Genomic DNA, 25,425 nt, shown 5'->3' with positions numbered 1-25,425 from the left:
GTTACTTAAACTTTAGCAAAGACTTAAGATAAGTATAAATTAATTCTTTTTTCCAAAGTATATGTTCATAATCAATGGTCATAGGATGGATGGTAACATTGACCCCGTTTTCTTGAGATTGAAGTCGATTTATTTGGTGCTGACATTTAGCATAAGTATCTCTAGGTACATAAAATTTGACTTCACCTCCTCCATTTTCCTGAAGATAGTTAACATATTTCTTGGCTGCTGCGTTAATGCCATTAATGGAACTAGGTTTATAGGCTTTTGCATCACAAATTAAACGGTGAGATGTTAGATAAAAATCTGGTTTACAGTAATCTTTGCCATTTTTAAAATTAAGTTTAGGTTTGATTTGTAAACTTGACAGGAGATTTTCTGTATCATCAGAGTCTAACAGCATTTTCAATAAGACTAATTCTCCTTGATCGCCTTGTAGTTGCGTATTCGGTTTTTTTTGATAATAGTCACTGGCGGGATTTTGGGTTAAATCAGTGAGTCTTTCTGTCGCGTTGGGATTTTCATACAACATCCAAGAATCACCCGGAAGGTTAGCGAGTTCGAGGGCTAACCATACAGGTACACCTGATTTAAGGGCCGTTGTCAAAAAAATCTCTGTTTGCGCCATCGCATCTTGAATAGAAGTATCATTAACAGCCGTATTAGCCAATTTAGTTGTTGGAGAACTGATTGAAGGTAAGAACGATTGTACTCCAATCATCTCCTGAATTAACTCTATTTGATTTTGAGTTAACTTCATGCGGCTCATTTCCTCACAGCAGATTTCCAGAATGTCAGAAATCTCTCGCTTTAGCTCATATATATCGCAATCCGGTAAATATTTAGCACGAGTTTGCACCTCAGCCAAGCTATCAAGAACTTGACTGAGCATTGACTGAAGCACATCGCACTCTTCGTTGATTCCCATTAGCCTCCTACAGTTTTCATGATGTCCTCCGCTTGTCCGGTGGCTACTTTTAACGTTTTAATTGCTTCATCACAAATTTCATAAATCTGCTGAACTTTAGCTCGTGCTTCAGCTATACTGGCCTCTGGTAGCTGCCCTGCTTGTGATTTAGCGTCATCTATTAGCTCAACCATTTGGTTCATTGTTTTTTGGAAGTCTTCTACTTGACCCACTAAATCGTCCATAACTTACCTCACTACACTTGTTATGTTATGTTAATACAAATTTTTTAGTTAAACAAGCTATCTTTAGCCCAGATATCTTTGGGGACGTGAGGAGTAGCAATTAGTTTGGGTTCTGCATCTAACCCTCGATAGATTGCCCTTCCTTTGGGATTAACGGGTAAACTAGCTGCGCGATCGTCATCTAGTAGTCTGGTGCTAATATTAGATTGGACGCGAAAAACAATGCGCTCGTCAAGATTATATAAGATTTGACTGGGAGTTACGTTCGTATCGGCAGGTTGTTGAGTGCAGTAGAAGATATTAATATCGGCAACGCGAGACTTCAAAACTAAGGTTTCTAAATCTCTATAGATATTACCTTTGATAGACCTTTCTGCGTTGACAATTGATGCTGCTTCATCAATGAACAATATAATTCTATGATCTTGGGTGTTACACTTAGCTCTCAATTGAGCTAAACTTTCAACATCTTGGGTAATCATCTCATTAAGCCGTTGCTTATATTTTTGGACAAGGCTATTCAGGAGAGAGGCAAAATCTTCAAATTCTGTTACGAGTTTAACATTTGAATAACGTCTGACGATACGATGATAATCTAAGCCTTCCTTAAAGTCAGCAATATAAATTTCTCGTTCAGCTTTGATTTTGTAACTGGCATACAAAAACTGATATATGATCGAATTGATAAAGTTAGTTTTGCCAGATTTTGGTACGCCAGCTACCAGCCGATGGGCAATATCTTCAAAATTAGAAAGACAAGGATCTCCACTTTCATCAACTCCGACTATATATGTATCTTCATTAATTAAATCACCATAATTTTTGATTACCTCCTCAATGGGTAAAATTTCTGGGAACATTTTTACTGTTTCTTCTAATGACATTTTATTGACTGGTGGAATACCAATGCGGAAAAACCCGCTAATTTCTTGAACTGTCGCCAGCCGATGCAATGGCTTTAAATCAACCATTCGAGATGGGGACGGAGTTGATGACAACTTCGCTAAACCTGAACCATCTGAAACAGCATTATATAGTTGCGGTAGATTGGGATTTTGGTCTGAGGTGATGCCACCTATCAGGGGTGGCTGACTTTGATGGTACAATGATGGTTTCTCGGGAAGACTGACAGAATTGCCAAATTTTCCTAAGCCTTTTTTTTCAGGCTGGATTGCATTTACAATTGACATTTGACTGTTGTTTTTCTGCCAGCCTTCCCATTCAATAGCACTTGAAATATTTACGTTTTTTGTGGCTTCCAAGCTTTCGGAAAATCCTGGTTTATTTTTGCTAATTTGGATGATTCGGCATCGTTTCCCGTAAGCGGTTTCTTCGATGGCGTGATTGATTAAGGTGTCGAGGACGGGAAAAGCATCGGCACGATTTTCGGCTAGGGCTTTGATGCTATATTGGAATAGGTCGCTGTTGGGATAAGACTGTTGGTATTTTTGGTAAAGTGCTGATGTGACTGAGAGAATGTTGTCTTTGATTCCGCTGGTGTTGGCGTTGACTTTATCCAATTGAGCGAGCATTTGGTTGATGGCATTTACCCACAAGGATTTTTGAGTGGGGTTGTGATAGGTTTGCAGGGTGATTTCTAAAATGAGTCTGCTGTCTAAGCGGTGGATGACATCGCAGACTGCTGACATATCATTGGTTTGATTTGCCTCGAAAAGGTGAGGTAGGTAGTAATTTTGGGGTGCGATGAATTCTTCATGTTTGAGAATTTCGCCAATCACTTGCACCCAGTCTAAGTTTTGGAGGGGGGTAAGGTTTGGTTGAGGCGTGAGGGTGAAGAATTGGCTTAATTTGCCTTTGGTGAGGAGGCTGAGGATTTGTTCGGAATGTTCTTCGGTGTGGGTGTTGTGGGGGTGATTGATTAGGAGGTAGGTTTTGAGTTTGGGGGATTGATTGGGGTCATAGATGTAGCGGAGGGAAATTGTTAGGTTAGTACCGAGGTGGCTAATTGAGCTTATTAGCTGTTGTTGGGTTTGTAGGAGGTTTTTATGGAGTTCGGTTGGGCTGGTTTCCTGATGAGTCCGTTGAGGGTAAAGTTTATAACATATAGGATTTTTTCGGTCTAGCATTTATTTCCAGTTATTAGATAGGTTGTCGGAAATACGTTGGATTGTGTCTGCTCGGTTCTTGAATTGAAAGGCAATGATCAATCTACCAATACCCAGGCTGGTTAAAACAGTACCCAAAAGATAAAGCCATTCCATAGATAAAAATTCCTCCTGATTATTCTAAACAATCTATTTTAATAACACTTCTTTTCTCCAACCCTACCACTACCAAACTGACCTTGCATATAGTTAGCAAACCCTTGAGCCTCGTTATAATTACCAAAAGAAGCTACTTGTATTTGGCCCTGTTCCCTAGCTGTTTCTGGACTATGTGCCCGTTCAAGATCACGGCAGTATTTGGATATAAGACTTTTCCAGTTGTCATCACTGTATTTAATAAAAACAGGGTACCAACAATTGTTAGGACTTGAAGAACTACCACAGGCATTCTTAGGAAAACCAGTAGCGTACCATGCTGTTGTCGTATAGCGGTTGGAACGAGAACCTGGACTTTGAGAATTTTTCCATATAGGGGTGATTATAAAAAATCCTAATGCAATAATTCCCAAACCCCACCCCATCAATGCGTATGCCTTTTCACCTCCCATTTCTTTACTTTGGCTAAGTAGTTCACGGGATTCGCTATTCAATTCCTCAACTAACTTATTTTTTAGTAATTCCAACTCAGATAGTAGTTTTTTACCTCTGTTGTAGCTTTGATAATCCTTACTCTCTATCGCTTCCAAATTAGGTGATTCTCTGAGTTTTTTATAGAGATTACAATCTATATTAGCAATTGCCGAAAATGTTTCATTAAGTAGTAACTGAGCGGATTTAAATTTGTCTTGCAATCCCGATGTATCCGATATTTGAGTTCTTAATTTTTTAATCCAATTTTCTATATCAGCCTTGTATTCATCCTGCTTGCTTTGTAGGAAATTTTTCACTACTAATGCTGATTGTCTATATTGACGCGCTAAGGATTCTGCTGCTGCTATAGAACTTATAAATTTTTGTGTAATCTCACTATTTAACTGATTAGCGGATGAAATTATAGCCTCCATTTGAGCAATTGTTAAATCTTTTGGATCAAGTTTCTCTACTCTATACTCAAAATTAAGCGTCTCTAATACCGTATAAGCGTCTGATTCAACTCTCGCTAACTCTTGTTTATCAGGATTTAAAAGCCTAACTGCTGTTTTGCGTAATTCTGTTTCTTCCAACAACAATTTACTTAAAGTTTTAAGCCTTCTGGTTAAATCCCTTGCTGTATTGATAATCTCCGCTGCATTAATTCTCAATGATATTTTATGGTTGGAGTCATGCAAAAACTCTTCCAAAAGCCCATAAAGATCGTCTTCAATCTCAGCAGATTCTTTAAAAATTAACCCAGCTTGCCGCAGCGCCGCCCCCTGTACAATGCTATTGGGTGACATCAATCCCAAATACACCCCTCGGCCATGTAACTGGCAAATGACATCCCCTACTATGTCCTGATAATTCCGAGAGCTATCATTATCATTTAATAATTCATCAGCCGGCCCGTACAGCCAAAATTCAAGATGCCTTTCATAGTCTGCGGTTTTTTCCCCTCTGGTGTTTAGGCGCTCAATTCTCTTAATTTCTGCTAATTTGCGATCGCGAATTTCCCGGCGAATGCGATCTAAAGGCTCAGTAAAACCGCCCCCTTCTCGATGTTGTAAACTCTGTCGAGAATATCCGATCGCCTCCAACGCCGAAGCCGCCGCCCACCGAGTCAAATCGTTGCTAACTTCCCCCTTCCCCTTGACTTCCTTCGCGATATCTCTAAGCACATCCCAGTCTGCTAAAGCCTCTTTAACGTGATAGTGTTTTGCAGCCACGCCTAAGCCTTGTAGCGCTAGAGCCCGCGTGGTTAGTGATGCTTGAGTTTCCCAGATATTGACGAAAAAAGGAACAGCGCGATCGGGATTGTTTTCGGCAAAATCAAAGAATGTCTGGATTTGTTCTCCTACATTCCGGTAGCGATCGGGTAAATCGCCTCCGCCTGGGATATTTGAAAGGTTACTCATGGGCTTAACTCAGATAGAGGGGGAAGCGCATGGAGAAATTATAACTGTTGCGGCCGAGCTTGTACCAATTTTTTGAATGTTTGCCGCGAGTAATTCCTGTAGGGGCAATCCCCCCGTGGTAGCCCCCATCTTTCGGGCGGGCACGGGGGCACCGCCCCTACAGGGGGGGACAGGAGTTTATGGGAGTTACGCATACCAAAGAAACCGGGTTTTTTACTTTAGCTAAAGGCTGGGCGTGCAACATTCTGGCCAAAAAACTCGGTTTCTAACCACCCCTGCGTTTAGGAGTAATTTAGAAATGTTCCAGCAGAGATTTCTCTTGTGCGTAAACCTTTCGCAGCGACTCCACGGCTATTCGACTTAACAGAGCTCAGATCCCCCCTAGCCCCCCTTAACAAGGGGGGGACAAGAGTTCAGACAGCATTTAGAAATGTTCCAGCACATATTTTTCCTGTGCATAAACCTTTCGCAGCGACTCCAGGGCGATCGCCCCCAACATCAATTTAATCACCCCCACCAAATTTCCCCACTCCAACAATTCAGAAACACAAACAGCTTTCTGAAATCTATCCGCATAGAAATCCACCCAAAAATCCGGCGCGTGTCTCTCTTTCTGACTCGCTATCCGGCGCTTCCAATAACCAAAATCTAAACCAGAGGGCGATTCCACTCCCAAAACTGGCGGAAAGTCGGCATAACTCACAAACCGACTCATCCCTTTAGCGTGCACGTACAGGATATGCGCCCAGCACTCGAAGCGATATATTTGTTCTACCTTGATTTTCAGCAGCCGCGCGATCGCCTCTTTTGTCACAAACCGGCTCAATCTGTGTCTGGGGGTTGATTTTGGTCGAAAGCTTGCTAACATAGTTGATAAGTTTCCTGATTTGAATAGATCGATTCCTGATTTGGATAGATAGATTCCTGATTTGGGAATTTGATAGATAGAGCAGTCCCTTATATGGGATTTGAACTTTGATAAGCGATCGTCTTTTAGTTTTCCAGGCCTAGGGGCGATCGCTTTTTACAGTATAATTGTATGACTTATATCAATCATCTGTCAAGAGGTTATGGGTTTAATTAGATTGCGGGTTCGAGAGTTTGCTGCTGAGAAAGGCTGGACGATCAAAGAGGTTTCAGAGCGATCGGGCGTAGTCTACAGCACGCTGAGAACCTATGCCCGATCGCCCGGATTAGCAACAGTTGACGTGACAGCCTTGCACAAGTTGGCGAGGACTTTTGATGTGTTGATCGAAGATTTGTATGAGATTGTGCAGGAGTGAGCGATCACTCTTTACGATAAAATTTTATCCCAGAGTAAATCTAGTTTTTTGTCAATGGGTTTAATTAGATTGCGGGTTAAAGAATTTGCTGCTGAGAAGGGCTGGACGATCAAAGAGGTGTCTGAGCGATCGGGAGTCATTTACAGCAGACTCACCACCTATTCACGTTCTCCGGGAATGGCAATGGTTGATTTTACTTGTCTGCTGAAGTTGGCACGTACTTTGGACGTGATGGTGGAAGATTTGGTTGAGGTCGTCAAAGAGTAGCTTTTGGCTGAAACCAGGCTAATATCATAGATAAATCCTTTTTCAAGGGATTTGAATCGGCGATCGACCGTCAGTTGTGCAGACCTTGGGGCGATCGCTTTTTGGGATAAAACTATCCTATGATGGTACACCATCATTTGTCAAGTATGGGTTTAGTCAGGCTAAAAGTCAGAGAATTCGCTGCTGAGAAAGGTTGGACGCTGAAAGAAGTTTCAGAGCGATCGGGAGTAATTTACAGCACCGTCAGACACTACGCCCGCTGTCCGGGAGTGTCCACCATTGACTTCATTTCCATACACAAATTGGCCCGAACCTTTGATGTGATGATTGAAGACTTGGTGGAAATTGTGCAGGAGTGAGCGATCGCTTTTACGAACTAATTATCCAGTCAATATTACTCGACAGTTGCTAGCATCTGATTGACAGACACGCTTTGTTGTAGCGCTTCCCAATCCGATGTAACAGGTTGGTAAGAACAGTAACACACCACAATTCGCTCCTCAGTATCAGAAGCAGAAAACTGCTGAACGCGAGTAACTACCCAATCTCCATCTTTCCCGTGGGTGACTCCATTACCGGGGTCAGATAAATTTTCATAATCGCGGGTTTTGTCCCCTACTTGAGGAATTTCTGGGTTTTCTTCCCAAGTCCAATTTTCCCAAAGTATATTAGTGAGACCGCCCCTCGGCATAAGCTGACGTTGTTCCCAGCCGGGAGCACTCATGCTTTCGGTTTTGTAGACAATCCAGATTTTTTTGGCCATTTTTCCTCCCTTTCCTTTAATCTTGGTAATCTTGCCACATATCCTGAAATAATAACTTTTTTAATGGTTGAGTTGCTAGAAATCCCCCAAGCACAAAACGTAGTTGTTACAGACGACGCGCTAACAGTCGATCTATCCGATGGTCGTACTATTTCTGTTCCTTTAGCTTGGTATCCTAGGCTATTGCATAGCACACCAAAGGAACGCAATAATTGGCGATTTATTGGTGGAAATGATGGAATCCACTGGCCTGATATTGACGAAGACATTAGCATCAAAAATATTATTCTCGGTAAACCATCTGGAGAAAGTAAGAAGTCATTTCAGCGGTGGTTAGAAGAACGTAAAAAATCCGATAGAACCTGAGTATATCGCCTAAAATAAGTTAATTCAGCAAAAAGTCATAGTGAGATATAAGCAAGGAGCGATCGCGATGACATTAACTACAGCAAAATGGACAATAGATCACTACCATAAAATGATCGAAGCCGGCATTTTAAACGATCGCAAAGTCGAATTACTAAATGGAGTAATAGTCGAAATGGTACCCGAAGGAACGGCGCATACTTATTTTAGCGATCGATTTGCCAACCGATTGCGAGTCGCATTATCTACGAGAGCCCAAATTCGCGAAGCCAGACCGATTACTCTGCCAAATAACTCAGAACCAGAACCCGATATTGCCGTCGTTCAACCTCTCAACGATATCTATCTGGAACATCACCCATATCCAGAAAACATTTTTTGGCTGATTGAATATGCTGATTCCAGTTTGACTAAAGACTTAGAGGAAAAAAGCAAGATTTATGCAGCAGCCGAAATTCAAGAATATTGGGTTGTTAACCTGCGCGATCGACAATTAATTGTGTTTCGCTTCCCGGAAGGCGATTTTTACCAGCAGCGAAATACTTTCCGAACGGGCACCATTGAACCCCTTGCTTTTCCCGATCTTACCATCCATATTTCTCAACTAATGAACAGGTAAATTATTGCCACCATACATCCCACATTCCGCACCCCCAACTGGCACACTACGAATTTTGGTTATTCGATCGCCTGAAACTGCCGATCGTTGCCACGAGTGATCGGTATCTTTGTATAAAAAAAAAACTTAATTTTCGATCCAACTCCCGAAAAAACCGATTGTGACAGTCTCCGTGCGGAATGTGGGATATCTCAAGGTAAGTTTAGATCGTCGAATTTTTTTGTATTTTTACTAAAAAAAAGCGCCTGAGTTCCCCCAGACGCATACCATAAAATTAACAAATTGTCAACCCTAACCTAACCGTTCAAAGCCTCAGCACCGCCGCAAACTTCCAGGATTTCCTGAGTAATTGCCGCTTGCCGCGCCTTGTTATAAGTCAGCGTCAAACTACCGATCAAATCGCTAGCATTCTCACTAGCATTATTCATCGCCGTCATCCGCGCTGCCAACTCGCTAGCAGCAGACTCTTGCAAAGCCCGCAGCAATTGGTTGTTCAAATACAAGGGCAAAAGAGCCTCCAGAATTTGCGCCGGATCTTGCTCGAAAATCATGTCTCTGGGCAAGCTCTTCGTAGGTGAAGCAACCTTCTCGCGCGATACTTGAAACTGTCCGCCTTGCGATGTCAAGCGGAAGATTTCATCATCGGGAGTTTCCAAACCTTGGGGGTCGAGGGGCAGCAAAGTTTGAATTACCGGACGCGAACTAATTAGCGACACAAACTTGGTGTAAATTAGCTCAACTCTGTCCACAGTTCCCGACAGGAACAACGAAAGCAATTCGTCAGCAATTTGTGCCGCTTCCGGTGCTGTGGGAATTTGTTCTAAGTTAGCGTAAGTAGCATCAATCGGCTGTTCGCGGCGCTGGAAATACTGAGTAGCTTTGCGTCCTACCAACACGTATTTGTAGTCTAAGCCTTCAGCTTTGATTTCCTTAGCGCGATTTTCGGCGTATCTGATGATGTTGCTGTTGTAGCCGCCGCACAAACCCCGATCGCCCGAAACTACCAACAGTCCCACAGATCGCACTTCGCGTTTTTTCAGCAGCGGCAAATCCAGGTTTTCAAACTGCAAGCGTTCCGCCAAACCGTACAATACCTCTGCCAGTCGATCGGCAAAAGGCCGAGTAGCAGTCACCTGTTCTTGAGCGCGGCGCACCTTTGCAGCGGCCACCAAGCGCATTGCTTCTGTAATCTTTTTAGTGTTCTTGACCGACTTAATGCGATCGCGAATAGTTTTCAGATTTGCCATAACTTTCTCCTTTTTTCTTAGCTTTTATTCTGAGTTCTTAGTTCCTAGTCATCAATTTTTAAGCTTGTGCGCGATCGAGAAACGGCATTTTTTAACCCACCGTAGGGACACGGCACTGCCCATTCGTGTCAACTTAAGCCGAAATCCCGCCAGGGACTGAAGTCCCTGTCTAATAGCGAAAGTCCTCTGAAGAGGACTAATAATTTCTTCAGTCCTCTTCAGAGGACTTTTGCTTTGAGACAGGGGTTTTAACCCCTGTCGGACTGCGGGCTTAACGTGTTTTTTGACACCAATGGGCAATGCCGTGTCCTTAATCTAGGGACACTCCAAGAGCCGTGTCCCTAACAATTTCACCCGCTAATCACTAATGACTAATGACTAATTACGCAGAAACCAAGAAACTTTGCTTGTATTCAGTGATGCCTTCTTTCAGCAGCTTCTCAGCTTCATCAGTCAAAGCCTTTCCGCCTTGAACAATTTCGCCGTACTTCGGCTTGCTAGTCCGCAAATAGTCGCGCAAACCAACAGTAAACTTGCTGACTTTTTCCACTGGAATGTCATCCATATAGCCGTTAATACCGGCATAGATTACAGCCACTTGTTCGTTCATCGGCAGAGGCGAACTTTGCGGCTGTTTCAACAGTTCCCGCAAGCGCTGACCGCGCGACAATTGATTTTGAGTAGCTTTATCCAAGTCAGAAGCAAACTGAGAAAATGCTGCCAGTTCTTCAAACTGCGCCAATTCCAATTTCACCTTACCGGCTACTTTTTTCATCGCCTTAGTTTGAGCCGCCGAACCTACCCGCGATACCGAAATACCGGGGTTTACTGCCGGACGCAAACCAGCGTTAAACAAGTCAGAAGAAAGGAAGATTTGACCGTCGGTAATCGAAATTACGTTCGTCGGAATGTAAGCAGAAACGTCACCAGCTTGGGTTTCGATAATTGGCAAAGCAGTCATGCTGCCTTCGCCCAAATCGTCGCTCAATTTAGCAGCGCGTTCTAGCAAGCGAGAGTGCAGGTAAAACACGTCTCCGGGATAAGCTTCGCGACCGGGAGGACGGCGCAGCAACAGAGACATTTGGCGGTAAGCTTGTGCTTGTTTGGAAAGGTCATCGTAAATGACCAAAGTGTGCTTGCCTTTGTACATGAAATACTCGGCTAAGCTAGCACCTGTGTAGGGAGCCAAGTATTGCAGTGTTGCGGGGTCGCTAGCGTTGGCTGCTACTACGATCGTGTAGTCCATCGCGCCCTTTTCTTGCAGGACGTTGACGATGTTAGCTACTGTAGAAGCTTTTTGACCGATCGCTACGTAAACGCAGATCACGTTTTCCGATTTTTGGTTAATAATCGTGTCGATCGCGATCGCAGTTTTACCGGTTTGTCTGTCACCGATAATCAGTTCCCGCTGTCCTCTTCCCACCGGAATCATCGCATCAATAGCGGTAATTCCTGTTTGCATGGGTTCGTAAACTGAACGGCGAGAAACAATCCCCGGTGCCGGAGATTCAATCAAGCGAGATTCAGTAGTTTTAATTTCTCCTTTGCCGTCAATCGGACGGGCCAAAGCATCAACTACCCGTCCCAACATTGCTTCACCCACGGGGACTTCAGCAATTCTGCCAGTAGCAGTAACTGCCGAACCTTCTTGAATGCCGAGGCCTTGGCCCATCAACACTGCACCCACGTTATCTTGTTCGAGGTTCAGTGCAATGCCCACGGTGCCGTCGGCAAATTCTAGCAATTCCCCAGACATAGCTTTATCCAAGCCATAAATCCGAGCAATGCCGTCGCCTACTTGCAGAACAGTACCGACGTTAGAGACTTTTACGTCTTGGTCGTACTGCTCAATTTGCTGGCGAATAATGCTGCTAATTTCGTCAGGTCTGATTGCTGCCATGTCAGTTGTTTTTTGTCAGTTGTTTGTTGTCAGTTGTCAGTTATCAGTTGTTCAAAACTACCAACCGTTAACTGCTAATTAAATTAGCTAATAGTCATCAGCTATTAACTCTCAGGAATTCAAGCGAATTCCTAGACGGCGCAATTGTCCCCGCAGGCTGGCATCAATTACTTGAGAGCCTACTTTGATTACCACACCGCCGATTAAATCTGCGTCTATTTTGGTTTCAATTTCTACGCTTCTAGCGCTGGTCATCGCCTGCACTTTCTCGCGAACAGTCTGCTGTTGAGCGTCTGAAAGCGGGACTGCCGATGTAACTTCAGCCAATACTGTTTGGTTTAGTTCTCGGAGCCTTGCCAAGTATTGTTTGCCAATCCCTTCTAAAAAAAGAATTCTTCCTTTGTCTACTAATAGCTTCAGAAAGCTGTGCATCAAGGGGCTCATTTCTTCACCCGCTATTTGCTGAATCACGGCTTTTTTAGCATCCGGTTTTACCAGCGGATTGGCTAAAAATTGACGCAAATCTTCCGAACCTTCTAGCAGGCTCAGCAAGGAACGAATATCTTCGCCGAACTTCTCTGAGAGATTGTTGGACTGAGCCAGTGACATCAAGGCAGATGCGTAAGGCTGTAAGACTTCTGTGCTGACTGTACTCACGTTTTAGCCTCCCAGTAACGCAATGCTGCGATCGATTAATTGGTGTTGAGCGCCGTCGTCCAAGCTAGTTTTTAGCTGGCTTTCCACCTTTGCTAATGCCAGAGATACAACCGCCGATCGCAGTTGGGCGATCGCTCTTTCCCGCTCCGCTTCCAACTCTTGACCTGCTGTTGCTCTCATGCGTTCAACGTCTTGCGCTGCCTGAGCTAGAATTGTTTCTTTTGCTTTCTTGGCAGTTTCTTCAGCAGCGGCACGAATTCGTTCGGCTTCTGCTTGCGCTTGAGTCAGTTTTTGCTGTTGCTCTGCTAGAGCTGCTGCTGCATCTTTTTGGCGTTTTTCTGCTTCTTGAATCGCCTCTTGGATGGCCGAACGCCTCTCTGTCAGGATTTTACCTACAAATCCGCGCCCGAAATAAAACAGCACTGCAATAATAATGACCAGGTTAATCAGGTTGGTTTCTAAAATATCGAAATTTAAACCGAAACCACCTTCGCCGCTAGCTTCTGTGGCTAGCAATAAAACAGTCCCCATGATACTCTTCCATAATTGCGCGTGCAGATTGGGTGAAGCGATTTTAGATTTGAGATTCTATCAAAAATCTAAAACTCTTCGGTCTCGCTATTTGGCCAGCGACTGCCCTAATAGCTTTTCGAGAATTTGGCCGCTGAGCGCGTCTACTTGTTGTTCTAGTGAGCGCATTGCTTCTTGCTTTTGCTGCTCTATTTCTTGCCCAGCCTTTTCTCGCGCGACTTGAGCTTCTTGTTGAGCCTCAGCTACTTTTGCTGCCCCAATTTTTTGGGCATCAGCTTGAGCAGCAGCAATTACTGATTGAGACTGTTTGCGAGTTTCTCCCAGTTTTTGCTCGTACTGCTGCGCTAGTTGCTGAGCTTTTGCCAAGCGTTCTTTGGCGGAGACTTGAGTGTTGCGAATGTAATCGGCGCGATCGTCAATTGACTTGCTGAGCGGCTTGTAAAAAATTACATTCAAGACTGCGACTAGAATTAAAAACTGCACCGCCATCAGAGGCAGCGTAGCATCTATATCAAACAGTCCCCCTTCCTTAGCCGCTTCTTCAACTGCTAGTAATACTGTCCAGTGCATCATGATTTTTTGACGGCTTCCATCTAATTCGCTTAATCGATTTTAGATTTGAGATTTTGGATTAGAATCGCCAAAACCTCAAATCTAAAATTTCCAATTATTATGCGAAGGGGTTGGCAAACAGCAGCACTAGGGCTACGACCAAACCGTAAATTGTGAGCGCTTCCATGAACGCCAAACTCAACAGCAAGGTGCCGCGAATTTTACCTTCTGCTTCCGGCTGACGGGCAATCCCTTCTACAGCCTGACCTGCTGCATTACCTTGACCGATGCCAGGGCCGATTGCGGCTAAACCTACTGCCAAAGCGGCGGCAATTACGGAAGCGGCAGCAACTGTTGAGTCCATGATGATTTTCCTTATCTAAAGTACAAAATTGAGAACAGAAAGTCTAGAGAATTGTCCGATTTAACGGGAGTAAGTTTGAGTTCAGAAATTTTATTTTTCCTCCTTCATTCTTCGCCGTTTATCGTTAGTTAATCGTGGTGTTCTTCGCCGTGACCGCCTTCTAGAGCTTCACCTATGTAGGCGGCGGCTAAGGTAGCAAAAATCAAAGCTTGAATTGCACTCGTAAATAGTCCCAGAACCATCACTGGCAGAGGAACAAATAAAGGCACTAGCAAGACTAGCACTCCGACCACCAATTCGTCCGCAAGAATGTTGCCAAACAAACGGAAACTTAGGGACAGAGGCTTAGTGAAATCTTCTATGATTTTGAACGGCAACATGAAAGGCACCGGTTCAACATAGTGGGCGAAATACCCCAAGCCGCTTTTGCTGAGACCTGCATAAAAATATGCTAGAGAAGTCAGCAGTGCAAATGCTACCGTCGTGTTGATGTCAGCGGTAGGAGCTCCCAATTCGCCTGATGGCAGCTTAATCAGCTTCCAAGGAATTAGAGCACCAGACCAGTTTGACACAAAGATGAACAGAAATAATGTACCAATAAACGGTACCCAAGGGCGATATTCTTTTTCCCCAATTTGGTTTTTAGCCAAGTCCCGAATAAATTCCAGCGCATACTCCATAAAATTTTGCATTCCGCTGGGAATTCGCTGGATTTTGCTGGTTCCTAAAATCGAAACTACGACTAAAACAGCAATTACAAACCACGAGGTTAGAAAAACCTGTCCATGAACTTTCAGATTGCCGAGTTGCCAGTACAACTGCTGGCCAACTTCCAATTTGGCGAGGGGGAAACGATTAAAGGTGTTTAGAACGTCAAGCATTGCCATTCAACGGGCTTCCCCATACAAATCGATGAGTTGAGTTTTGCTCTTCTTACCTGACTTACCTGTAATCTAGTGCTAATGCACTTCGGATCACGTAAACCATCAGCGCAGCTTTGTAAGTCAGAAATCCCAAAAATATCGGTAAAATCTGTAGCTGATTCCACTGTGTTCCTACTATCATCACCGCGAAAAACAAACCGAGCCTTGTCTTGCTGATGCGTTGATTTTGGCTGCCGATTCGTTCAACGTCTCTAGCCAACATCTTTAAGTAAACCACACCTGTGCTCGCCCCAAGCAAATAATTCAGGGCAATATTGAGCGAGTAAAAAATCCAAACGGAGATAAAAATAATCGCCGTAAAAGCAAGGGTGTACGCCAACAACTCTTGTTGGAGGCGATAAAAGTCTTGCATGGGATTGCTAGTCTCGGACGAGACTGTCGAGACTGTCGAGACAGTGCCAGCTTGAGGAATATCCTCGGTTGCTGGTGTGGGTTCGGTGGGTGTGTTTTGCGTGTTCACGAAGCTCAGAAACTAATGCAGGTAGCAGGCGAGTGCTTTGCAAACTCAGAAAAATCATACCACGCTGCGGTAACAATACTTAAAATAAAATTAATCATATTTTCGGAATTTGGTGTCTGGCGCTTCGGAAACCTCAACCCGTTAAATGTCCGATCGACCTCACCCTACCTCTCCAACCGCCCGATCGCACTATATTACACATTGTTCTCGTTTCTCTCACTAAGCAAATCTCACTTAGTGAGAAGTGAGAAAGGCCGATCGCCCGAATCGATGAGGTAATTCTCCCTTGTCTGCCTCTGCGCGCTACAAGAGTTAATTCAAATTCGATCTCATTCAATAACCTTAAACTCTCGAACAGCGGGGAGAAAGTTTTTATTCTCGTGGCTCGATCGACTAAGCTTAATCAAAGCAAATCGCTGTAGTGGCTGCAAACTCGCCCACTGTCCCAAAGTAATTGTCACGCCGAGCTCTTGCGCTTTTGCCGAAACCGACTCCGGTACAGTTGCAGCATCCATCCACGGAGGATTTTCATCAATCGCCAAATCTGTTCCCGGTTTGCCTGTCTGTTTAATTAATACTTGGTTTAGCTTTTCTCGGTAATCGATAATTTCTGCTTCTGTCAAGCAAGGTTTCTCTACAAGCATTTGACGTTCTGCTTGGTTGAAATGATTCCAATCCTGCAACTTTAATTTAATGCCGCAAGTATCTAACTTGAGACGTACTTGCATGGGGATGCAGCGCAAAGCTTCCACAAAATCAGCTTCAAATTCAAAAAACATATAGTTAGCAAGTTTATTTTAGTTGTGAATGAGATTTTTTTTATTAACCGCAGAGGGCGCAGAGGGCGCAGAGTAAGAGAGGAGGGATAGGGTGAAAAGAAATTGATGCAGGTTTATTGCTCTCTATCAATAATTGCAGAAAATCGAGTCAGCATTTATAATTAAATAATATTACAAACTATTGACATGGATACCGTAGACTACCTTCGGATTAGCTTGATAGACCGCTGCAACTTCCGCTGTCTCTACTGTATGCCGGAAGGTAGCGAGTTGGACTATGTATTGCAGCAGCAGTTGTTAACTCACTCGGAATTGCTAACTCTGCTGCGGGAAGTTTTTATACCCGTGGGATTTACTAAGTTTCGCTTGACGGGTGGGGAACCGCTGCTGCGGCCTGGGGTGGTGGAATTGGTGAGGTCGATCGCCTCAATGCCGGAAACGCGAGATTTGTCAATGACAACTAATGGCTTTTTGCTGGCGGGAATGGCGGAAAATCTCTACAATGCTGGTTTGCGCCGGATTAATATTAGTTTGGATTCCTTGGAACCGGAGACTTTTGATAAAATAATAGGCAGTCGGGGACGATCGCGATGGACGCAGGTTTGGGAGGGAATTCAAGCGGCTTATCAAGCAGGATTCGACCCGCTGAAACTGAATGTTGTGGTAATTCCCGGTGTGAATGACAGCGAAATATTGGATTTGGCTGCATTAACTATTAACCGGAATTGGCACGTTCGATTTATTGAGTTTATGCCGATCGGCAATGGGGATTTATTTGGCGATAAAGGTTGGGTAGCTTCGGCAGAATTGCGGCAACAAATTAGCGACAAATACGGGTTAGCCGAGTCGGGAGTGCGCGGAAATGGGCCGGCGGATGTGTTTCAAATTCCGGGGGCGAAGGGCACTTTAGGCTTTATCAGCCAAATGTCCGAGTGTTTTTGCGATCGCTGCAACCGGATGCGTTTGTCTGCTGACGGGTGGCTGCGGCCTTGTCTGCTGAACGAAACGGGGCAAATTGACTTAAAAACTGCTTTGCGGAATGGGGTGTCTACGGTTGAATTGCGCGATCGAGTGCAGCAGATATTAGAGATTAAACCGGAGATTAATTTCAAGCAGCGAGATTCGGGAACTACTCAAGGAAATTACAGCCGAACCATGTCTCAAATCGGCGGGTAATCTAATTATTCGTAGGTTGGGTAGAGCGAAGCGAAACCCAACTCTCTCTGGAGGTAACAAGTTGGGTTTCGTTCCTCAACCCAACCTACAACTACCCGGCTCCTGATCCCAACGACCAAAGCGCCTTAGCGACTGCTATACTTGGGAAAAAATGGGCGATCAATCTTTGTCAACTCTGTATCGATAATTTATTTGGTACACTTAAGACATCATCCAATTTTGTAAGTCAGATGAACACCATCTCGATCGCCATTTCAGACCGGCTGATGCTGAAGCTACAAAAAGTTGCTGCCCAGATGAATGTATCCATCGAAGAATTAGTCTTGATGAACATTGAAAGCTCGATCGCGCAACGAGAAAATCCTGCAGCAAATACCGATCGAGATATTTGCAGTCAAAATGCTGAAATTGCGATCGAGGTAATTGACAAATTTTATACTCTTGCTACGGAATGGCAGAGTGAAGTTGGGGGAATGTCTTCGACAGCTCAAATGTCTCAGCATCCTGCATATCAGGAAATTATTAATATGGGTTCTCAAGTCGTGCCGCTGTTGCTATCGGAACTGAAAAAAAATTCCCTTTACTGGTTAGCTGCATTGAATGAAATTACAGGTGAAAATCCCATTAAACCGGAACAAAGGGGAAGGGTAAAACAGATTGCATCAGCTTGGATAGAGTGGGGTAAAGATCGAGGCTACGCGACTATTAGCAACATCGAGCCAACCTTCAATCGCATCTTTTAAATTAGCCACCACTTCTTCCATAGTATCTCCTTCGGTAATGCACCCAGGAAGTGCGGGAACTTCAGCCCAATAGCCACCTTCTTCGGCGGGATGGATGATTGCTCTAATTTTCATACATTTATTCAGTCATTTGTTAAGGATATTATAACTATTATTAGTAAATACAGGAAATTACAGCCGCACCATGTCTCAAATCGGCGGCTAATTATCTATTATCAGCGATAAGTCAGTCTGGAGTAACGCCCTCGCCTTGCGCGCGGATCGATCATAAGCTGGCATTGCCTGTCCTAGGTCGCAGGAATTCGACATTCAACTCTAGTTTCTCTCCTAGCCACAAAGAATGTTTCGTGTGGTCTGCCACATCGTCGCCTGTTTCAGGGTGAACGAGAATATTGAGTCCCTCACGATTCAGCATTAACCAGGGAACGACTTTGCCAAATTGGTCTGGTAAAAAGGCAACTTGATACATTGCTTGGGGGTGGGGGCCAATGGGTTTGTCATGCCAACGCCCAAGCTGCACCTCAAACTGAGTCAATCCTTCTCGTACACGCGCTGCGGCATCGCGATTATCAGCGTCGAAGTAAATATGTCCATGAAAACCAACGATTTTGAGGGTGTCTTCTTTCATCATTTTCAGTGGATTATTGAGCAGAGATAAACAATTTTATATTAGCTTAACTTGCTGGATATTTTATTCACTCCTGTAAACTCCTTAAGTTGATATGTCCTCAGTCTTTGCTTTTTTGGTTTCATGGTAGGACAATACCAGTATACTCTCTGCTTCTCTATCTCCAAAGTGACTAATGATGTCGATTTCATCTCGCATAATTTGAACAATTTTAGATGTTGAGCAATTGCCAACACGGAGATAAATAAATTTGGGAGGATGACCGTAAAGTAAACTCCGTTGATGAAAGTCAGAATCTTTGGAAACAATCACAAAATCATTTGCCTTTGCATATTCCCAAATTTCTGCATCATCAGTATTTGTCAGTCCTAGGGTCTTGACATGAGCAGAATCGGGATACAAACCGATAATTCTCTGAAGAATTCGGTCTGAGAGGTTTTCGTCCAACAGTAGTTTCACAGGGATGCCACAAATAACTTTTTTTCACGATCTGCGGCAAAAGCAAGGCAGGCTTTGATGTCTGCCGAAGTTAATTCTGAAAAATCTTCCAGAATTTCTGCTTCCGTCATGCCACCGGCGAGATATTCTAAGATGTCGTAGACGGTGATTCGCATTCCCCGAATACATGGTTTGCCACTGCGTTTTCCCGGTTCAATTGTGATGATGTCGTGGTAGTCCATAAAGCAATATTTTGTACTGATAAGTGTAATTATAGTTGCAAATAATCCTGGTTTGTTGAGGTTAGGATTTCAGGTTTGAGCAAGTAGGGATAAAAAAAGAGCCTTGACGTTGAAAGTAGCCAAGGCGGATCAGTTTTCTCATGATCTGCGGCAAAAGCAAGACAGGCTTTGATGTCTGCCGAATTTAGTAGGGTTTTCCACCAATAAGACTCCAAAATTGGCGGCAGTCCGATCGACGTTATTTAATTAAATAGGCGTAATTACCATTAATTGTTAATCCCAATAATTTCGCAAGTTTACTAGAATGATAATGCACTAACTCACCTTTCAATGATGTAGGAAAATTTTTCAATGCTAATTTAGCTTGTTTGTAATCAGAAAAAGGAACACTCAATGTCTGTGGGAAAGGATAAAGACTCCAGCATCCGATAACGTGTTTAACAGCTATCATTAATTCTCCTTGTAAGTCTATACTATCGTACCCTTTATAAACTGCTAACTTTTTCCCATAGTAAATAATACAATCGGTGGGACGATACATAGCCAGTGCTACTTCTATTGTCGTTTCAGCCATAGATGAAAAAGGTGTGGTTCCATGTTCTAAAAAATATTGGTTATCGTTTTTTAAATATTTTTCTAACTTTTTTAAAATCATTAATCTCATGGTTTTTATATTACTTACCCATAATAGATGTCGATGCTCGCTAAGTTCTATTGCACCTAATAAATATGCTGCTTTTTCCCAGTAGTTTTGCCAAAAATCTACAATTCCTAATAATGTGTAATTGTCAATATGATCGTGAAAAGTAACCAGAGCAGACCACAGTAACGCTAAATATGGTAAATTTTCACGAGCTTGTTGAAACTCAACATCTTCAATTTCTGAAATTTGGTGAAGAGTCCTATAAAAAATGTTTGAGGATGTTGAGATTTGTTGTGTAGTAGACGTTTTTCCTAAACCACGCGCTTTTTTTCTTCGTTTTGCTTCTCCCATAATGCCTCTCAAATATTCAAAAAAGTTAACATAACACATAAAGTGTTCATGTAACACAACATCAGTTTTCCAATGGTTACAAGGCTTAGGCGGGGAAATGTGCCTTTCCCCGCCTAGCTTTTTTAAAGGGGTTTCAGCCTCTAAATTAAGATATGCTCTTATCCTGATTTAGTAAAGTAACGTGCCTGATATTTGTTGGTCTTCTTAATTAACTGGTTCCCAGGCTCAAGCCTGGGAACGAGCAAACACCTATGCTTTGCGCTTCCGACGGCGAATCAGCACACTCATCACCTGCTTCGGATTGGCTGCACGTTGTAGCTGACTCCAATCGCCGACTTGTGCAAATCCCAGGCGGTACAAGGTGAGTATGGTTTCCCTGACACCCTTGGGCGAACCTGTAACCGTTACACACACCACATCCTGTTCCGATTCTGCTGCTGAGTCGTCATTTGGCCGTGCAAATTTGTTGTCGTCAGGCAAGAATTCCTGTGACATAATATGTTCTCCTGGTTTTGGGTTTTCTAGAAAAACCCAAAAACCCAGCCGCCCCGCATTTCAACACATAGCAGGGCGGCTACAGAGGATGTTAAGATACTCCGTTAGCCTCCAGACTGCCTTGTACAGTTTGGCGGTTAGCTGTCCATTGCTGTTACCAGCAGCTTTGGGCAGTGCAACTAGATTTTTGGGCGACGCGGGCTACTTCCTCTACAAGCAAAGCAACCTCTAACTTCAAAGCGTAGCCGCAGACGGGGGCCTGTGTCAATCCATTTCGGATTTTACCGAAAGCGAGTAAACGAGTAAGAGTGAACTGAGATGTTGCACCATTCTCAAGAACGGGCAAGATGCCCGTTCCACAAAAGATAAATTTTCTTGTGGAACAGGCATCTTGCCTGTTCATAAAAGGCTAATTGAGAATGGTGCCAGATTTAAGATTAAATGAACCGCGAGGCACGAAGGACGCGAAGAAAGAGATACAGTTCTTCCTTCGCGCACTTCGCGTCTTCGCGGTTCGTTCACATAATCAAAAAGCCCTATAATTTCGGTGTTAGCAAAATTAGCTGTTTTGATAAGATCGATCGCACTTCATCCAATCCCATCTCCACATCCGCCAAAATCTCCCCAACAGTCTTCCCACCACCTTGTAGGGGCGGTGCCCCCGTGCCCGCCCTGTCTGGGGGGGGTACACAACCTTGCAAAAACTCAAATTCCGCACTTGACAAATTGAGCAATTGGTAGTTGCAATCAAACACTTGTTGACTAGGCCAACCGTGCATACAACCACTCAACTCTGGAATTGCAGCCAAAAGTGCCTGATCGTCCGACCAATCAATTTTATTAACAGGCTTTTTGCCCAAGAAAAACTCGTAATGAGTGATTTCCGTATCCAACAATTCAATTAATCGATAAAGCTCCCGTTCCGTCAAACCCTGAGCTCTTTCTATCAATTCCGGCGCTTTCCCCAAAAGTCTTTCTAACTGCCAATATCCCGGATTTGAGAAACCGATAAATTCCAATCCCGAAGCGTCAATTAACTCAAACAAAGTCTCAATATTGTAGTCAATTTCCTGCGGGTGAACGTACATATCAGCAAAACATTCGTCCCGCTGATTTTCTCCGGCCCAACGCTGTTTTTCGTACTTGACAAGACGGTTGTTTTCTGGTAAAGAAGCAAAGATTTGACGACCGACTTTCACACCATCGGGATAGTCACCTTTTTGCGGGCCTTGGAGAAGTGCGATCGCCCTTTGCATGAGTTGAATTTCCCAGCGTCCGAGCTCAGCATACACAAAAATGTGCATCAAACCGCCCTCTGCCAACTTCGCCGCCAGGGCTTGAATGCCCCGGATCGGATCGGGTAAGTGGTGCAGCACGCCCACGCAGTTGATCAAATCAAACTCGCCCTCTAACTCGGCGGCATCGTACAAGCTGAGGTGGCGAAAATCTGCTTCGCGCGCTCCCGTTAGCGAAGCCCTCGAAGAGGATCGCCGACAGCGTTCTTGTGCTACCTTCAAAGCACCTTCACTCAGGTCGATCGCCGTCACCGAAGCTTCTGGATTGAGGTGAATCAGATAATCCGTACTCGAACCAGTGCCGCAGCCAGCGTCTAAAATCCGAATATCGAGTTTTGGCGGCTTTTGGCCAGTGCAAAAATTGTAAGCATCAGGCCAACTCCAGCGCCAGTTGTATCCTGGGGGCGGTTCATCTGACAAAGGATCGGGCGGGAAAGGGAAAGTATCGTAAAGCCGCCGCACGGCAGCACTGATATCTGGTGTAGTATCCATAGGTGACATTTGTTGCGCTTGGGGATTCGGGATTGGACTGACAACTGACCGCTGACCACTGACCGACAGCAATTTGATCCGCGCCCCCCGGATTTATCGGTGGGGTCGATTCTTCAATCTAAAATCTAAAATCTAAAATCTAAAATCGGTTGACAGCTTCTGCGTAATAAAACTTATCATTTTTTCTCATATAAGCTCTCTTAAATCTATACAATAAATCTCGACAGGCTTTTTAACAAACAAGGACTGTCAATAGCCCACCGCTGAACTGTCGGGTAAAGCGGAGGCGTCTTTCCGCAGAAAGTCAAAAGCCCCGAAACAGGCAGAAGAAAATTTTTGATTTTCTTTTCCTTTAATTGACGGCACTGGCTGCGATCGCCCAAAGGCAACTCTCCTGCCGAGTCTTTTTTTCCACGGGTATGCCGGCGGAGTGCAGCGGAGGGAGTACCCCGTGCCTGCCTTCGGATCGGACATTTCCCCGCAGGCAGAAAGATGAAACCAAAACATTTTAATCTAAGAAAGTAAGCGCGCCCGAACCTCGTGACAGGTAAAGGCAAAAAGTAAACAAAGCAAAAATACCTACTTTGACCTGCATGAGAAGGCAAGGTTAGTCTGGTTAAATGCTGCAACGATTTAGATAGGGAGCGAAAGAGTCTAATGACTGTAAAAGCAAGTGGTGGAAGCTCGGTTGCGCGTCCGCAACTATATCAAACTGTACCGGTCGCAACAATTTCGCAAGCAGAACAGCAAGACCGCTTTCTACAGCGGGGCGAACTCAGCGAACTGGCAAGTTATTTCAGTTCAGGGGCTCTTCGGATCGATATCTCTGCGACGCTGACCCAAAACTCGGAACTGATAGTATCCCGCGCAGCCAACCGGATTTTTACCGGCGGTTCCCCGCTGGCATTTTTGGAAAGACCACAAGAACCTGCGATGGCTGTAGCAGGCGCGGCTCGCGGCGGATCGGGCAATGTCTCTGAAGGCATGAAACTGGGAACTGTTACCTACGTTGAAGGTCGCGCAGGCGGCGGCAACGGCGGTGGCGGTGGCGGTGGTTTCTTGGGGCTAGGAAATCTATTTTCTGGCAACGGTGGCGGCTACAGCGGCCCAATCCCAGCAGGATTTCAGCCGATCAATGTCTCGCGCTACGGCCCGGGCAACATGACCAAATCTCTGCGGGATTTGAGCTGGTTTTTGCGCTACATCACCTACGCGATCGTAGCTGGCGACCCGAACATTATTTCGGTGAACGTGCGCGGATTGCGGGAAATCATCGAAAATGCTTGCTCTTCGGCGGCCACAATTGTGGCAATGCAGGAAATGAAGGCAGCATCTTTGGGCTATTTCCGAAACAATGCAGAGGCCGCGGCGATCGTCGGACAGTATTTCGACGTAGCAATTACCGAATTCAAAGCTCCCACACCTTCAGACAAGGTGCGTCAGCGCGAAAGCAACGACCAGCAAGGCTTGCAACTGCCTCAAATCTACTTCAACGCAGCCGAGCGCCGATCGAAATTCGTCATGAAAACCGGTCTGTCTTCGGCCGAAAAGCTAGAAGTAATCAAAGCAGCTTACCGCCAAGTTTTTGAGCGCGATATTACCCGCGCATACAGCCAAAGCATTTCTGACTTGGAATCCAAGGTCAAAAATGGCGAAATCTCGATGAAAGAGTTTATTCGCCGCCTTGGTAAATCTCCTCTGTACCGTCAGCAATTCTACGAGCCGTTTGTCAACAGCCGTGCTGTAGAACTTGCCGCCCGCCACTTCCTCGGCCGCGGTTTGAGCTCGCGGGAGGAATTTAGCAAGTATTTTGCGATCGTCAGCAAAGGCGGCCTGCCAGCCCTCGTAGACGCGATGGTTTATTCGCAAGAATATTCCGACTACTTCGGCGAAGAAACAGTGCCTTACCTGCGCGGTTTGGGCCAAGAAGCTCAGGAGTGTCGCAACTGGGGCCCGCAAATTGATTTGTTCAATTTCAGCGCTCCGTTCCGCAAGGTTCCTCAGTTCATCACCTTGTTTGCCGGCTACACCCAGCCTCTGCCAGACCAGCACGTTTACGGTGTTGGCAATGACCCCTTAGAAATTCAGTTCGGCGCGATTTTCCCGAAAGAAACTCGCAACCCCAAGAGCCGTCCGGCTCCCTTCGGCAAAGACACTCGCCGTATCCTGATCCGTCAAGGTGCGGGGATTGACAATCAGTTGAGCAATCCGGCGGCTCGCGGTGCTGCTCCTGGTTCTCTGGGCCCCAAGGTCTTTAAATTAGACCAGTTACCGAGCAACTATGTTGCTTCCAAGAAAACTGCCCGCGGTGCCTCCAGCAGCTACAGCAATGCTTCCAGTGTCAAATTTACCGAAAGTTCCACACAAGCGGTGATTCGGGCAGCTTACCTGCAAGTGTTCGGTCGCGATGTGTTCGACGGCCAGCGCCAAAAGGTAGCGGAAATTAAGCTGGAAAACGGCGAGATTCCGATGCGCGAGTTTATTCGGATGTTGGCGAAGTCTGACGTGTTCCGCAATATGTACTGGAGCAAGCTCTACGTTTGTAAGGCGATCGAGTACATTCACCGCCGACTCCTGGGACGCCCTACCTATGGCCGTCAGGAAATGAACGCTTACTTTGACATTTGCGCCAAGAAGGGTTTCTACGCGCTGGTCGATAGCATCATGGACAGCATGGAGTACAACGAAGCTTTCGGGGAAGATACAGTGCCCTACGAGCGCTATGTAACTCCCGGTGGTTTGTCGATGCGGACGATGCGATCGGGTTCCATCGCTGAGCAAAATGTCCAAGCTCAGACGCCCGAAACTCCTCGATTTATCGAACTCGGCACTGCGCTCGATCGCGGCGAATTCGAGTTACAAAATAGCCTCGCTCAAGGTGTCAGCAAGCGGCGCGAACAAACTAAGGTGTTCAAGCTGAC

32 protein-coding genes are annotated in these 25,425 nt (G+C 44.9%); 9 read left to right on the top strand and 23 right to left on the bottom strand.

What is annotated here, in order from left to right; all coding sequences use genetic code 11:
• Position 1 precedes the first annotated feature (1 nt).
• The 5 genes from QUB12_RS22085 to QUB12_RS22065 form a co-directional block, all read right to left on the bottom strand.
• On the bottom strand, positions 2–928 hold the full coding sequence (locus QUB12_RS22085; RefSeq protein ID WP_333145046.1) for a hypothetical protein: 927 nt from the start codon (positions 926–928) through the stop codon (positions 2–4).
• The gene (locus QUB12_RS22080) at positions 928–1,152 is read right to left on the bottom strand and encodes a hypothetical protein (protein ID WP_333145047.1); all 225 of its coding nucleotides are present in this window, start codon (positions 1,150–1,152) and stop codon (positions 928–930) included. Before QUB12_RS22080 ends, QUB12_RS22085 begins: the two co-directional genes overlap by 1 nt.
• Before the next feature lie 44 nt (positions 1,153–1,196).
• Entirely contained in the window at positions 1,197–3,239 is a 2,043-nt protein-coding gene (locus tag QUB12_RS22075; protein ID WP_333308409.1) for an FtsK/SpoIIIE domain-containing protein, read from the bottom strand.
• Between the two features lie 173 nt (positions 3,240–3,412).
• Complete coding sequence (locus QUB12_RS22070) at positions 3,413–5,080, bottom strand: hypothetical protein (RefSeq protein WP_333308408.1); 1,668 nt, start codon at positions 5,078–5,080, stop codon at positions 3,413–3,415.
• Positions 5,081–5,693: 613 nt separating this feature from the next.
• A complete protein-coding gene (locus QUB12_RS22065; protein WP_333145050.1) occupies positions 5,694–6,137 on the bottom strand; it encodes a hypothetical protein in 444 nt (147 codons plus the stop codon).
• A 202-nt stretch (positions 6,138–6,339) separates the two neighbouring features.
• Here QUB12_RS22065 and QUB12_RS22060 point away from each other — a divergent pair, with 202 nt between their 5' ends.
• The 3 genes from QUB12_RS22060 to QUB12_RS22050 all read left to right on the top strand — a co-directional run bounded on the left by QUB12_RS22060 (position 6,340) and on the right by QUB12_RS22050 (position 7,178).
• On the top strand, positions 6,340–6,552 hold the full coding sequence (locus QUB12_RS22060) for a helix-turn-helix transcriptional regulator (RefSeq protein WP_333102803.1): 213 nt from the start codon (positions 6,340–6,342) through the stop codon (positions 6,550–6,552).
• 54 nt (positions 6,553–6,606) lie between these two features.
• Entirely contained in the window at positions 6,607–6,819 is a 213-nt protein-coding gene (locus QUB12_RS22055; RefSeq protein WP_333145052.1) for a helix-turn-helix transcriptional regulator, read from the top strand.
• 146 nt (positions 6,820–6,965) lie between these two features.
• The gene (locus tag QUB12_RS22050; RefSeq protein ID WP_106149042.1) at positions 6,966–7,178 is read left to right on the top strand and encodes a helix-turn-helix domain-containing protein; all 213 of its coding nucleotides are present in this window, start codon (positions 6,966–6,968) and stop codon (positions 7,176–7,178) included.
• A gap of 35 nt (positions 7,179–7,213) precedes the next feature.
• On the opposite strand, the gene QUB12_RS22045 is transcribed toward QUB12_RS22050, so the two are convergent.
• Positions 7,214–7,582 carry a hypothetical protein gene (locus QUB12_RS22045; RefSeq protein ID WP_333145053.1) on the bottom strand — a complete coding sequence of 123 codons (369 nt, stop codon included), beginning with the start codon at positions 7,580–7,582 and terminating at the stop codon, positions 7,214–7,216.
• A gap of 63 nt (positions 7,583–7,645) precedes the next feature.
• Between QUB12_RS22045 and QUB12_RS22040 the strand changes: the two genes are divergently transcribed.
• Both QUB12_RS22040 and QUB12_RS22035 read left to right on the top strand, forming a co-directional pair.
• Positions 7,646–7,948, top strand: coding sequence for a DUF2442 domain-containing protein (locus QUB12_RS22040; protein ID WP_333145054.1), 303 nt, complete (start codon positions 7,646–7,648; stop codon positions 7,946–7,948).
• Between the two features lie 40 nt (positions 7,949–7,988).
• A complete protein-coding gene (locus tag QUB12_RS22035; RefSeq protein WP_333283876.1) occupies positions 7,989–8,567 on the top strand; it encodes a Uma2 family endonuclease in 579 nt (192 codons plus the stop codon).
• A 296-nt stretch (positions 8,568–8,863) separates the two neighbouring features.
• Here the strand turns inward: QUB12_RS22035 and QUB12_RS22030 are convergent, their stop codons facing one another.
• The 9 genes from QUB12_RS22030 to QUB12_RS21990 form a co-directional block, all read right to left on the bottom strand.
• The gene (locus QUB12_RS22030; RefSeq protein WP_006631110.1) at positions 8,864–9,814 is read right to left on the bottom strand and encodes a F0F1 ATP synthase subunit gamma; all 951 of its coding nucleotides are present in this window, start codon (positions 9,812–9,814) and stop codon (positions 8,864–8,866) included.
• Positions 9,815–10,196: 382 nt separating this feature from the next.
• Positions 10,197–11,714: a F0F1 ATP synthase subunit alpha gene (gene atpA, locus QUB12_RS22025; protein ID WP_333037344.1), complete on the bottom strand. Its 1,518-nt coding sequence runs from the start codon at positions 11,712–11,714 to the stop codon at positions 10,197–10,199.
• Positions 11,715–11,825: 111 nt separating this feature from the next.
• Positions 11,826–12,371, bottom strand: coding sequence for an ATP synthase F1 subunit delta (gene atpH, locus QUB12_RS22020; RefSeq protein WP_333102795.1), 546 nt, complete (start codon positions 12,369–12,371; stop codon positions 11,826–11,828).
• Between the two features lie 3 nt (positions 12,372–12,374).
• A complete protein-coding gene (locus tag QUB12_RS22015; RefSeq protein WP_333145057.1) occupies positions 12,375–12,902 on the bottom strand; it encodes a F0F1 ATP synthase subunit B in 528 nt (175 codons plus the stop codon).
• 87 nt (positions 12,903–12,989) lie between these two features.
• Positions 12,990–13,475, bottom strand: coding sequence for a F0F1 ATP synthase subunit B' (locus QUB12_RS22010; RefSeq protein ID WP_333054530.1), 486 nt, complete (start codon positions 13,473–13,475; stop codon positions 12,990–12,992).
• Between the two features lie 97 nt (positions 13,476–13,572).
• The gene (atpE, locus tag QUB12_RS22005; protein ID WP_242717122.1) at positions 13,573–13,818 is read right to left on the bottom strand and encodes an ATP synthase F0 subunit C; all 246 of its coding nucleotides are present in this window, start codon (positions 13,816–13,818) and stop codon (positions 13,573–13,575) included.
• 128 nt (positions 13,819–13,946) lie between these two features.
• Positions 13,947–14,705, bottom strand: coding sequence for a F0F1 ATP synthase subunit A (gene atpB / locus QUB12_RS22000; RefSeq protein WP_242717111.1), 759 nt, complete (start codon positions 14,703–14,705; stop codon positions 13,947–13,949).
• A 55-nt stretch (positions 14,706–14,760) separates the two neighbouring features.
• Complete coding sequence (locus QUB12_RS21995; RefSeq protein ID WP_333236690.1) at positions 14,761–15,222, bottom strand: ATP synthase subunit I; 462 nt, start codon at positions 15,220–15,222, stop codon at positions 14,761–14,763.
• A 329-nt stretch (positions 15,223–15,551) separates the two neighbouring features.
• Complete coding sequence (locus tag QUB12_RS21990; protein ID WP_333308406.1) at positions 15,552–16,001, bottom strand: nitrate reductase associated protein; 450 nt, start codon at positions 15,999–16,001, stop codon at positions 15,552–15,554.
• Positions 16,002–16,187: 186 nt separating this feature from the next.
• Here QUB12_RS21990 and moaA point away from each other — a divergent pair, with 186 nt between their 5' ends.
• Positions 16,188–17,177 (top strand): GTP 3',8-cyclase MoaA, encoded by a 990-nt coding sequence (moaA, locus tag QUB12_RS21985; RefSeq protein ID WP_333148266.1) that lies wholly within the window; start codon positions 16,188–16,190, stop codon positions 17,175–17,177.
• Positions 17,178–17,407: 230 nt separating this feature from the next.
• Positions 17,408–17,920: a hypothetical protein gene (locus QUB12_RS21980; RefSeq protein WP_333148268.1), complete on the top strand. Its 513-nt coding sequence runs from the start codon at positions 17,408–17,410 to the stop codon at positions 17,918–17,920.
• Here the strand turns inward: QUB12_RS21980 and QUB12_RS21975 are convergent.
• From QUB12_RS21975 to QUB12_RS21950, 6 genes are all read right to left on the bottom strand, one after another.
• A complete protein-coding gene (locus QUB12_RS21975; protein WP_333148269.1) occupies positions 17,840–18,034 on the bottom strand; it encodes a type II toxin-antitoxin system HicB family antitoxin in 195 nt (64 codons plus the stop codon). The two genes, QUB12_RS21980 and QUB12_RS21975, sit on opposite strands and share 81 nt — an antisense overlap.
• A gap of 151 nt (positions 18,035–18,185) precedes the next feature.
• Positions 18,186–18,551: a DOPA 4,5-dioxygenase family protein gene (locus QUB12_RS21970; protein WP_333301270.1), complete on the bottom strand. Its 366-nt coding sequence runs from the start codon at positions 18,549–18,551 to the stop codon at positions 18,186–18,188.
• Positions 18,552–18,632: 81 nt separating this feature from the next.
• Entirely contained in the window at positions 18,633–19,007 is a 375-nt protein-coding gene (locus tag QUB12_RS21965; protein WP_333148274.1) for a DUF5615 family PIN-like protein, read from the bottom strand.
• The gene (locus QUB12_RS21960) at positions 19,004–19,228 is read right to left on the bottom strand and encodes a DUF433 domain-containing protein (protein ID WP_106332354.1); all 225 of its coding nucleotides are present in this window, start codon (positions 19,226–19,228) and stop codon (positions 19,004–19,006) included. The genes QUB12_RS21965 and QUB12_RS21960 overlap by 4 nt, the downstream gene beginning before the upstream one ends.
• Before the next feature lie 238 nt (positions 19,229–19,466).
• Entirely contained in the window at positions 19,467–20,222 is a 756-nt protein-coding gene (locus QUB12_RS21955) for a hypothetical protein (RefSeq protein WP_333308404.1), read from the bottom strand.
• 249 nt (positions 20,223–20,471) lie between these two features.
• Positions 20,472–20,717, bottom strand: coding sequence for a hypothetical protein (locus QUB12_RS21950; RefSeq protein WP_333141692.1), 246 nt, complete (start codon positions 20,715–20,717; stop codon positions 20,472–20,474).
• Positions 20,718–20,805: 88 nt separating this feature from the next.
• On the opposite strand from QUB12_RS21950, the gene QUB12_RS21945 reads away from it, so the two are divergent.
• Positions 20,806–20,949, top strand: a complete 144-nt coding sequence (locus QUB12_RS21945; RefSeq protein ID WP_333141694.1) for a hypothetical protein — start codon at positions 20,806–20,808, stop codon at positions 20,947–20,949.
• A 304-nt stretch (positions 20,950–21,253) separates the two neighbouring features.
• On the opposite strand, the gene QUB12_RS21940 is transcribed toward QUB12_RS21945, so the two are convergent.
• Positions 21,254–22,504 (bottom strand): class I SAM-dependent methyltransferase, encoded by a 1,251-nt coding sequence (locus tag QUB12_RS21940; protein ID WP_333308402.1) that lies wholly within the window; start codon positions 22,502–22,504, stop codon positions 21,254–21,256.
• A gap of 249 nt (positions 22,505–22,753) precedes the next feature.
• Complete coding sequence (locus QUB12_RS21935) at positions 22,754–23,011, bottom strand: hypothetical protein (RefSeq protein WP_333308401.1); 258 nt, start codon at positions 23,009–23,011, stop codon at positions 22,754–22,756.
• Between the two features lie 150 nt (positions 23,012–23,161).
• On the opposite strand from QUB12_RS21935, the gene QUB12_RS21930 reads away from it, so the two are divergent.
• On the top strand, positions 23,162–25,425 hold a 2,264-nt coding region (locus QUB12_RS21930), incomplete at its 3' end, for a phycobilisome rod-core linker polypeptide (protein ID WP_333308400.1).

Source organism: Microcoleus sp. B7-D4, from assembly GCF_036705125.1.
GTDB lineage: Bacteria > Cyanobacteriota > Cyanobacteriia > Cyanobacteriales > Microcoleaceae > Microcoleus.
This window is presented reverse-complemented; position numbering and strand designations above follow the sequence as displayed.

Excerpts from the sequence above, each read along its gene's own strand:
- QUB12_RS22085 (WP_333145046.1), bottom strand. The coding sequence starts at position 928 with ATGGGAATCAACGAAGAGTGCGATGTGCTTCAGTCAATGCTCAGTCAA.
- QUB12_RS22080 (WP_333145047.1), bottom strand. The coding sequence starts at position 1,152 with ATGGACGATTTAGTGGGTCAAGTAGAAGACTTCCAAAAAACAATGAAC.
- QUB12_RS22075 (WP_333308409.1), bottom strand. The coding sequence starts at position 3,239 with ATGCTAGACCGAAAAAATCCTATATGTTATAAACTTTACCCTCAACGG.
- QUB12_RS22065 (WP_333145050.1), bottom strand. The coding sequence starts at position 6,137 with ATGTTAGCAAGCTTTCGACCAAAATCAACCCCCAGACACAGATTGAGC.
- QUB12_RS22060 (WP_333102803.1), top strand. The coding sequence starts at position 6,340 with ATGGGTTTAATTAGATTGCGGGTTCGAGAGTTTGCTGCTGAGAAAGGC.
- QUB12_RS22055 (WP_333145052.1), top strand. The coding sequence starts at position 6,607 with ATGGGTTTAATTAGATTGCGGGTTAAAGAATTTGCTGCTGAGAAGGGC.
- QUB12_RS22050 (WP_106149042.1), top strand. The coding sequence starts at position 6,966 with ATGGGTTTAGTCAGGCTAAAAGTCAGAGAATTCGCTGCTGAGAAAGGT.
- QUB12_RS22045 (WP_333145053.1), bottom strand. The coding sequence starts at position 7,582 with ATGGCCAAAAAAATCTGGATTGTCTACAAAACCGAAAGCATGAGTGCT.
- QUB12_RS22040 (WP_333145054.1), top strand. The coding sequence starts at position 7,646 with ATGGTTGAGTTGCTAGAAATCCCCCAAGCACAAAACGTAGTTGTTACA.
- QUB12_RS22030 (WP_006631110.1), bottom strand. The coding sequence starts at position 9,814 with ATGGCAAATCTGAAAACTATTCGCGATCGCATTAAGTCGGTCAAGAAC.
- atpA (WP_333037344.1), bottom strand. The coding sequence starts at position 11,714 with ATGGCAGCAATCAGACCTGACGAAATTAGCAGCATTATTCGCCAGCAA.
- QUB12_RS22015 (WP_333145057.1), bottom strand. The coding sequence starts at position 12,902 with ATGGGGACTGTTTTATTGCTAGCCACAGAAGCTAGCGGCGAAGGTGGT.
- QUB12_RS22010 (WP_333054530.1), bottom strand. The coding sequence starts at position 13,475 with ATGATGCACTGGACAGTATTACTAGCAGTTGAAGAAGCGGCTAAGGAA.
- atpE (WP_242717122.1), bottom strand. The coding sequence starts at position 13,818 with ATGGACTCAACAGTTGCTGCCGCTTCCGTAATTGCCGCCGCTTTGGCA.
- atpB (WP_242717111.1), bottom strand. The coding sequence starts at position 14,705 with ATGGCAATGCTTGACGTTCTAAACACCTTTAATCGTTTCCCCCTCGCC.
- QUB12_RS21990 (WP_333308406.1), bottom strand. The coding sequence starts at position 16,001 with ATGTTTTTTGAATTTGAAGCTGATTTTGTGGAAGCTTTGCGCTGCATC.
- moaA (WP_333148266.1), top strand. The coding sequence starts at position 16,188 with ATGGATACCGTAGACTACCTTCGGATTAGCTTGATAGACCGCTGCAAC.
- QUB12_RS21980 (WP_333148268.1), top strand. The coding sequence starts at position 17,408 with ATGAACACCATCTCGATCGCCATTTCAGACCGGCTGATGCTGAAGCTA.
- QUB12_RS21975 (WP_333148269.1), bottom strand. The coding sequence starts at position 18,034 with ATGAAAATTAGAGCAATCATCCATCCCGCCGAAGAAGGTGGCTATTGG.
- QUB12_RS21970 (WP_333301270.1), bottom strand. The coding sequence starts at position 18,551 with ATGATGAAAGAAGACACCCTCAAAATCGTTGGTTTTCATGGACATATT.
- QUB12_RS21960 (WP_106332354.1), bottom strand. The coding sequence starts at position 19,228 with ATGGACTACCACGACATCATCACAATTGAACCGGGAAAACGCAGTGGC.
- QUB12_RS21955 (WP_333308404.1), bottom strand. The coding sequence starts at position 20,222 with ATGGGAGAAGCAAAACGAAGAAAAAAAGCGCGTGGTTTAGGAAAAACG.
- QUB12_RS21950 (WP_333141692.1), bottom strand. The coding sequence starts at position 20,717 with ATGTCACAGGAATTCTTGCCTGACGACAACAAATTTGCACGGCCAAAT.
- QUB12_RS21945 (WP_333141694.1), top strand. The coding sequence starts at position 20,806 with ATGTTAAGATACTCCGTTAGCCTCCAGACTGCCTTGTACAGTTTGGCG.
- QUB12_RS21940 (WP_333308402.1), bottom strand. The coding sequence starts at position 22,504 with ATGGATACTACACCAGATATCAGTGCTGCCGTGCGGCGGCTTTACGAT.
- QUB12_RS21935 (WP_333308401.1), bottom strand. The coding sequence starts at position 23,011 with ATGTTTTGGTTTCATCTTTCTGCCTGCGGGGAAATGTCCGATCCGAAG.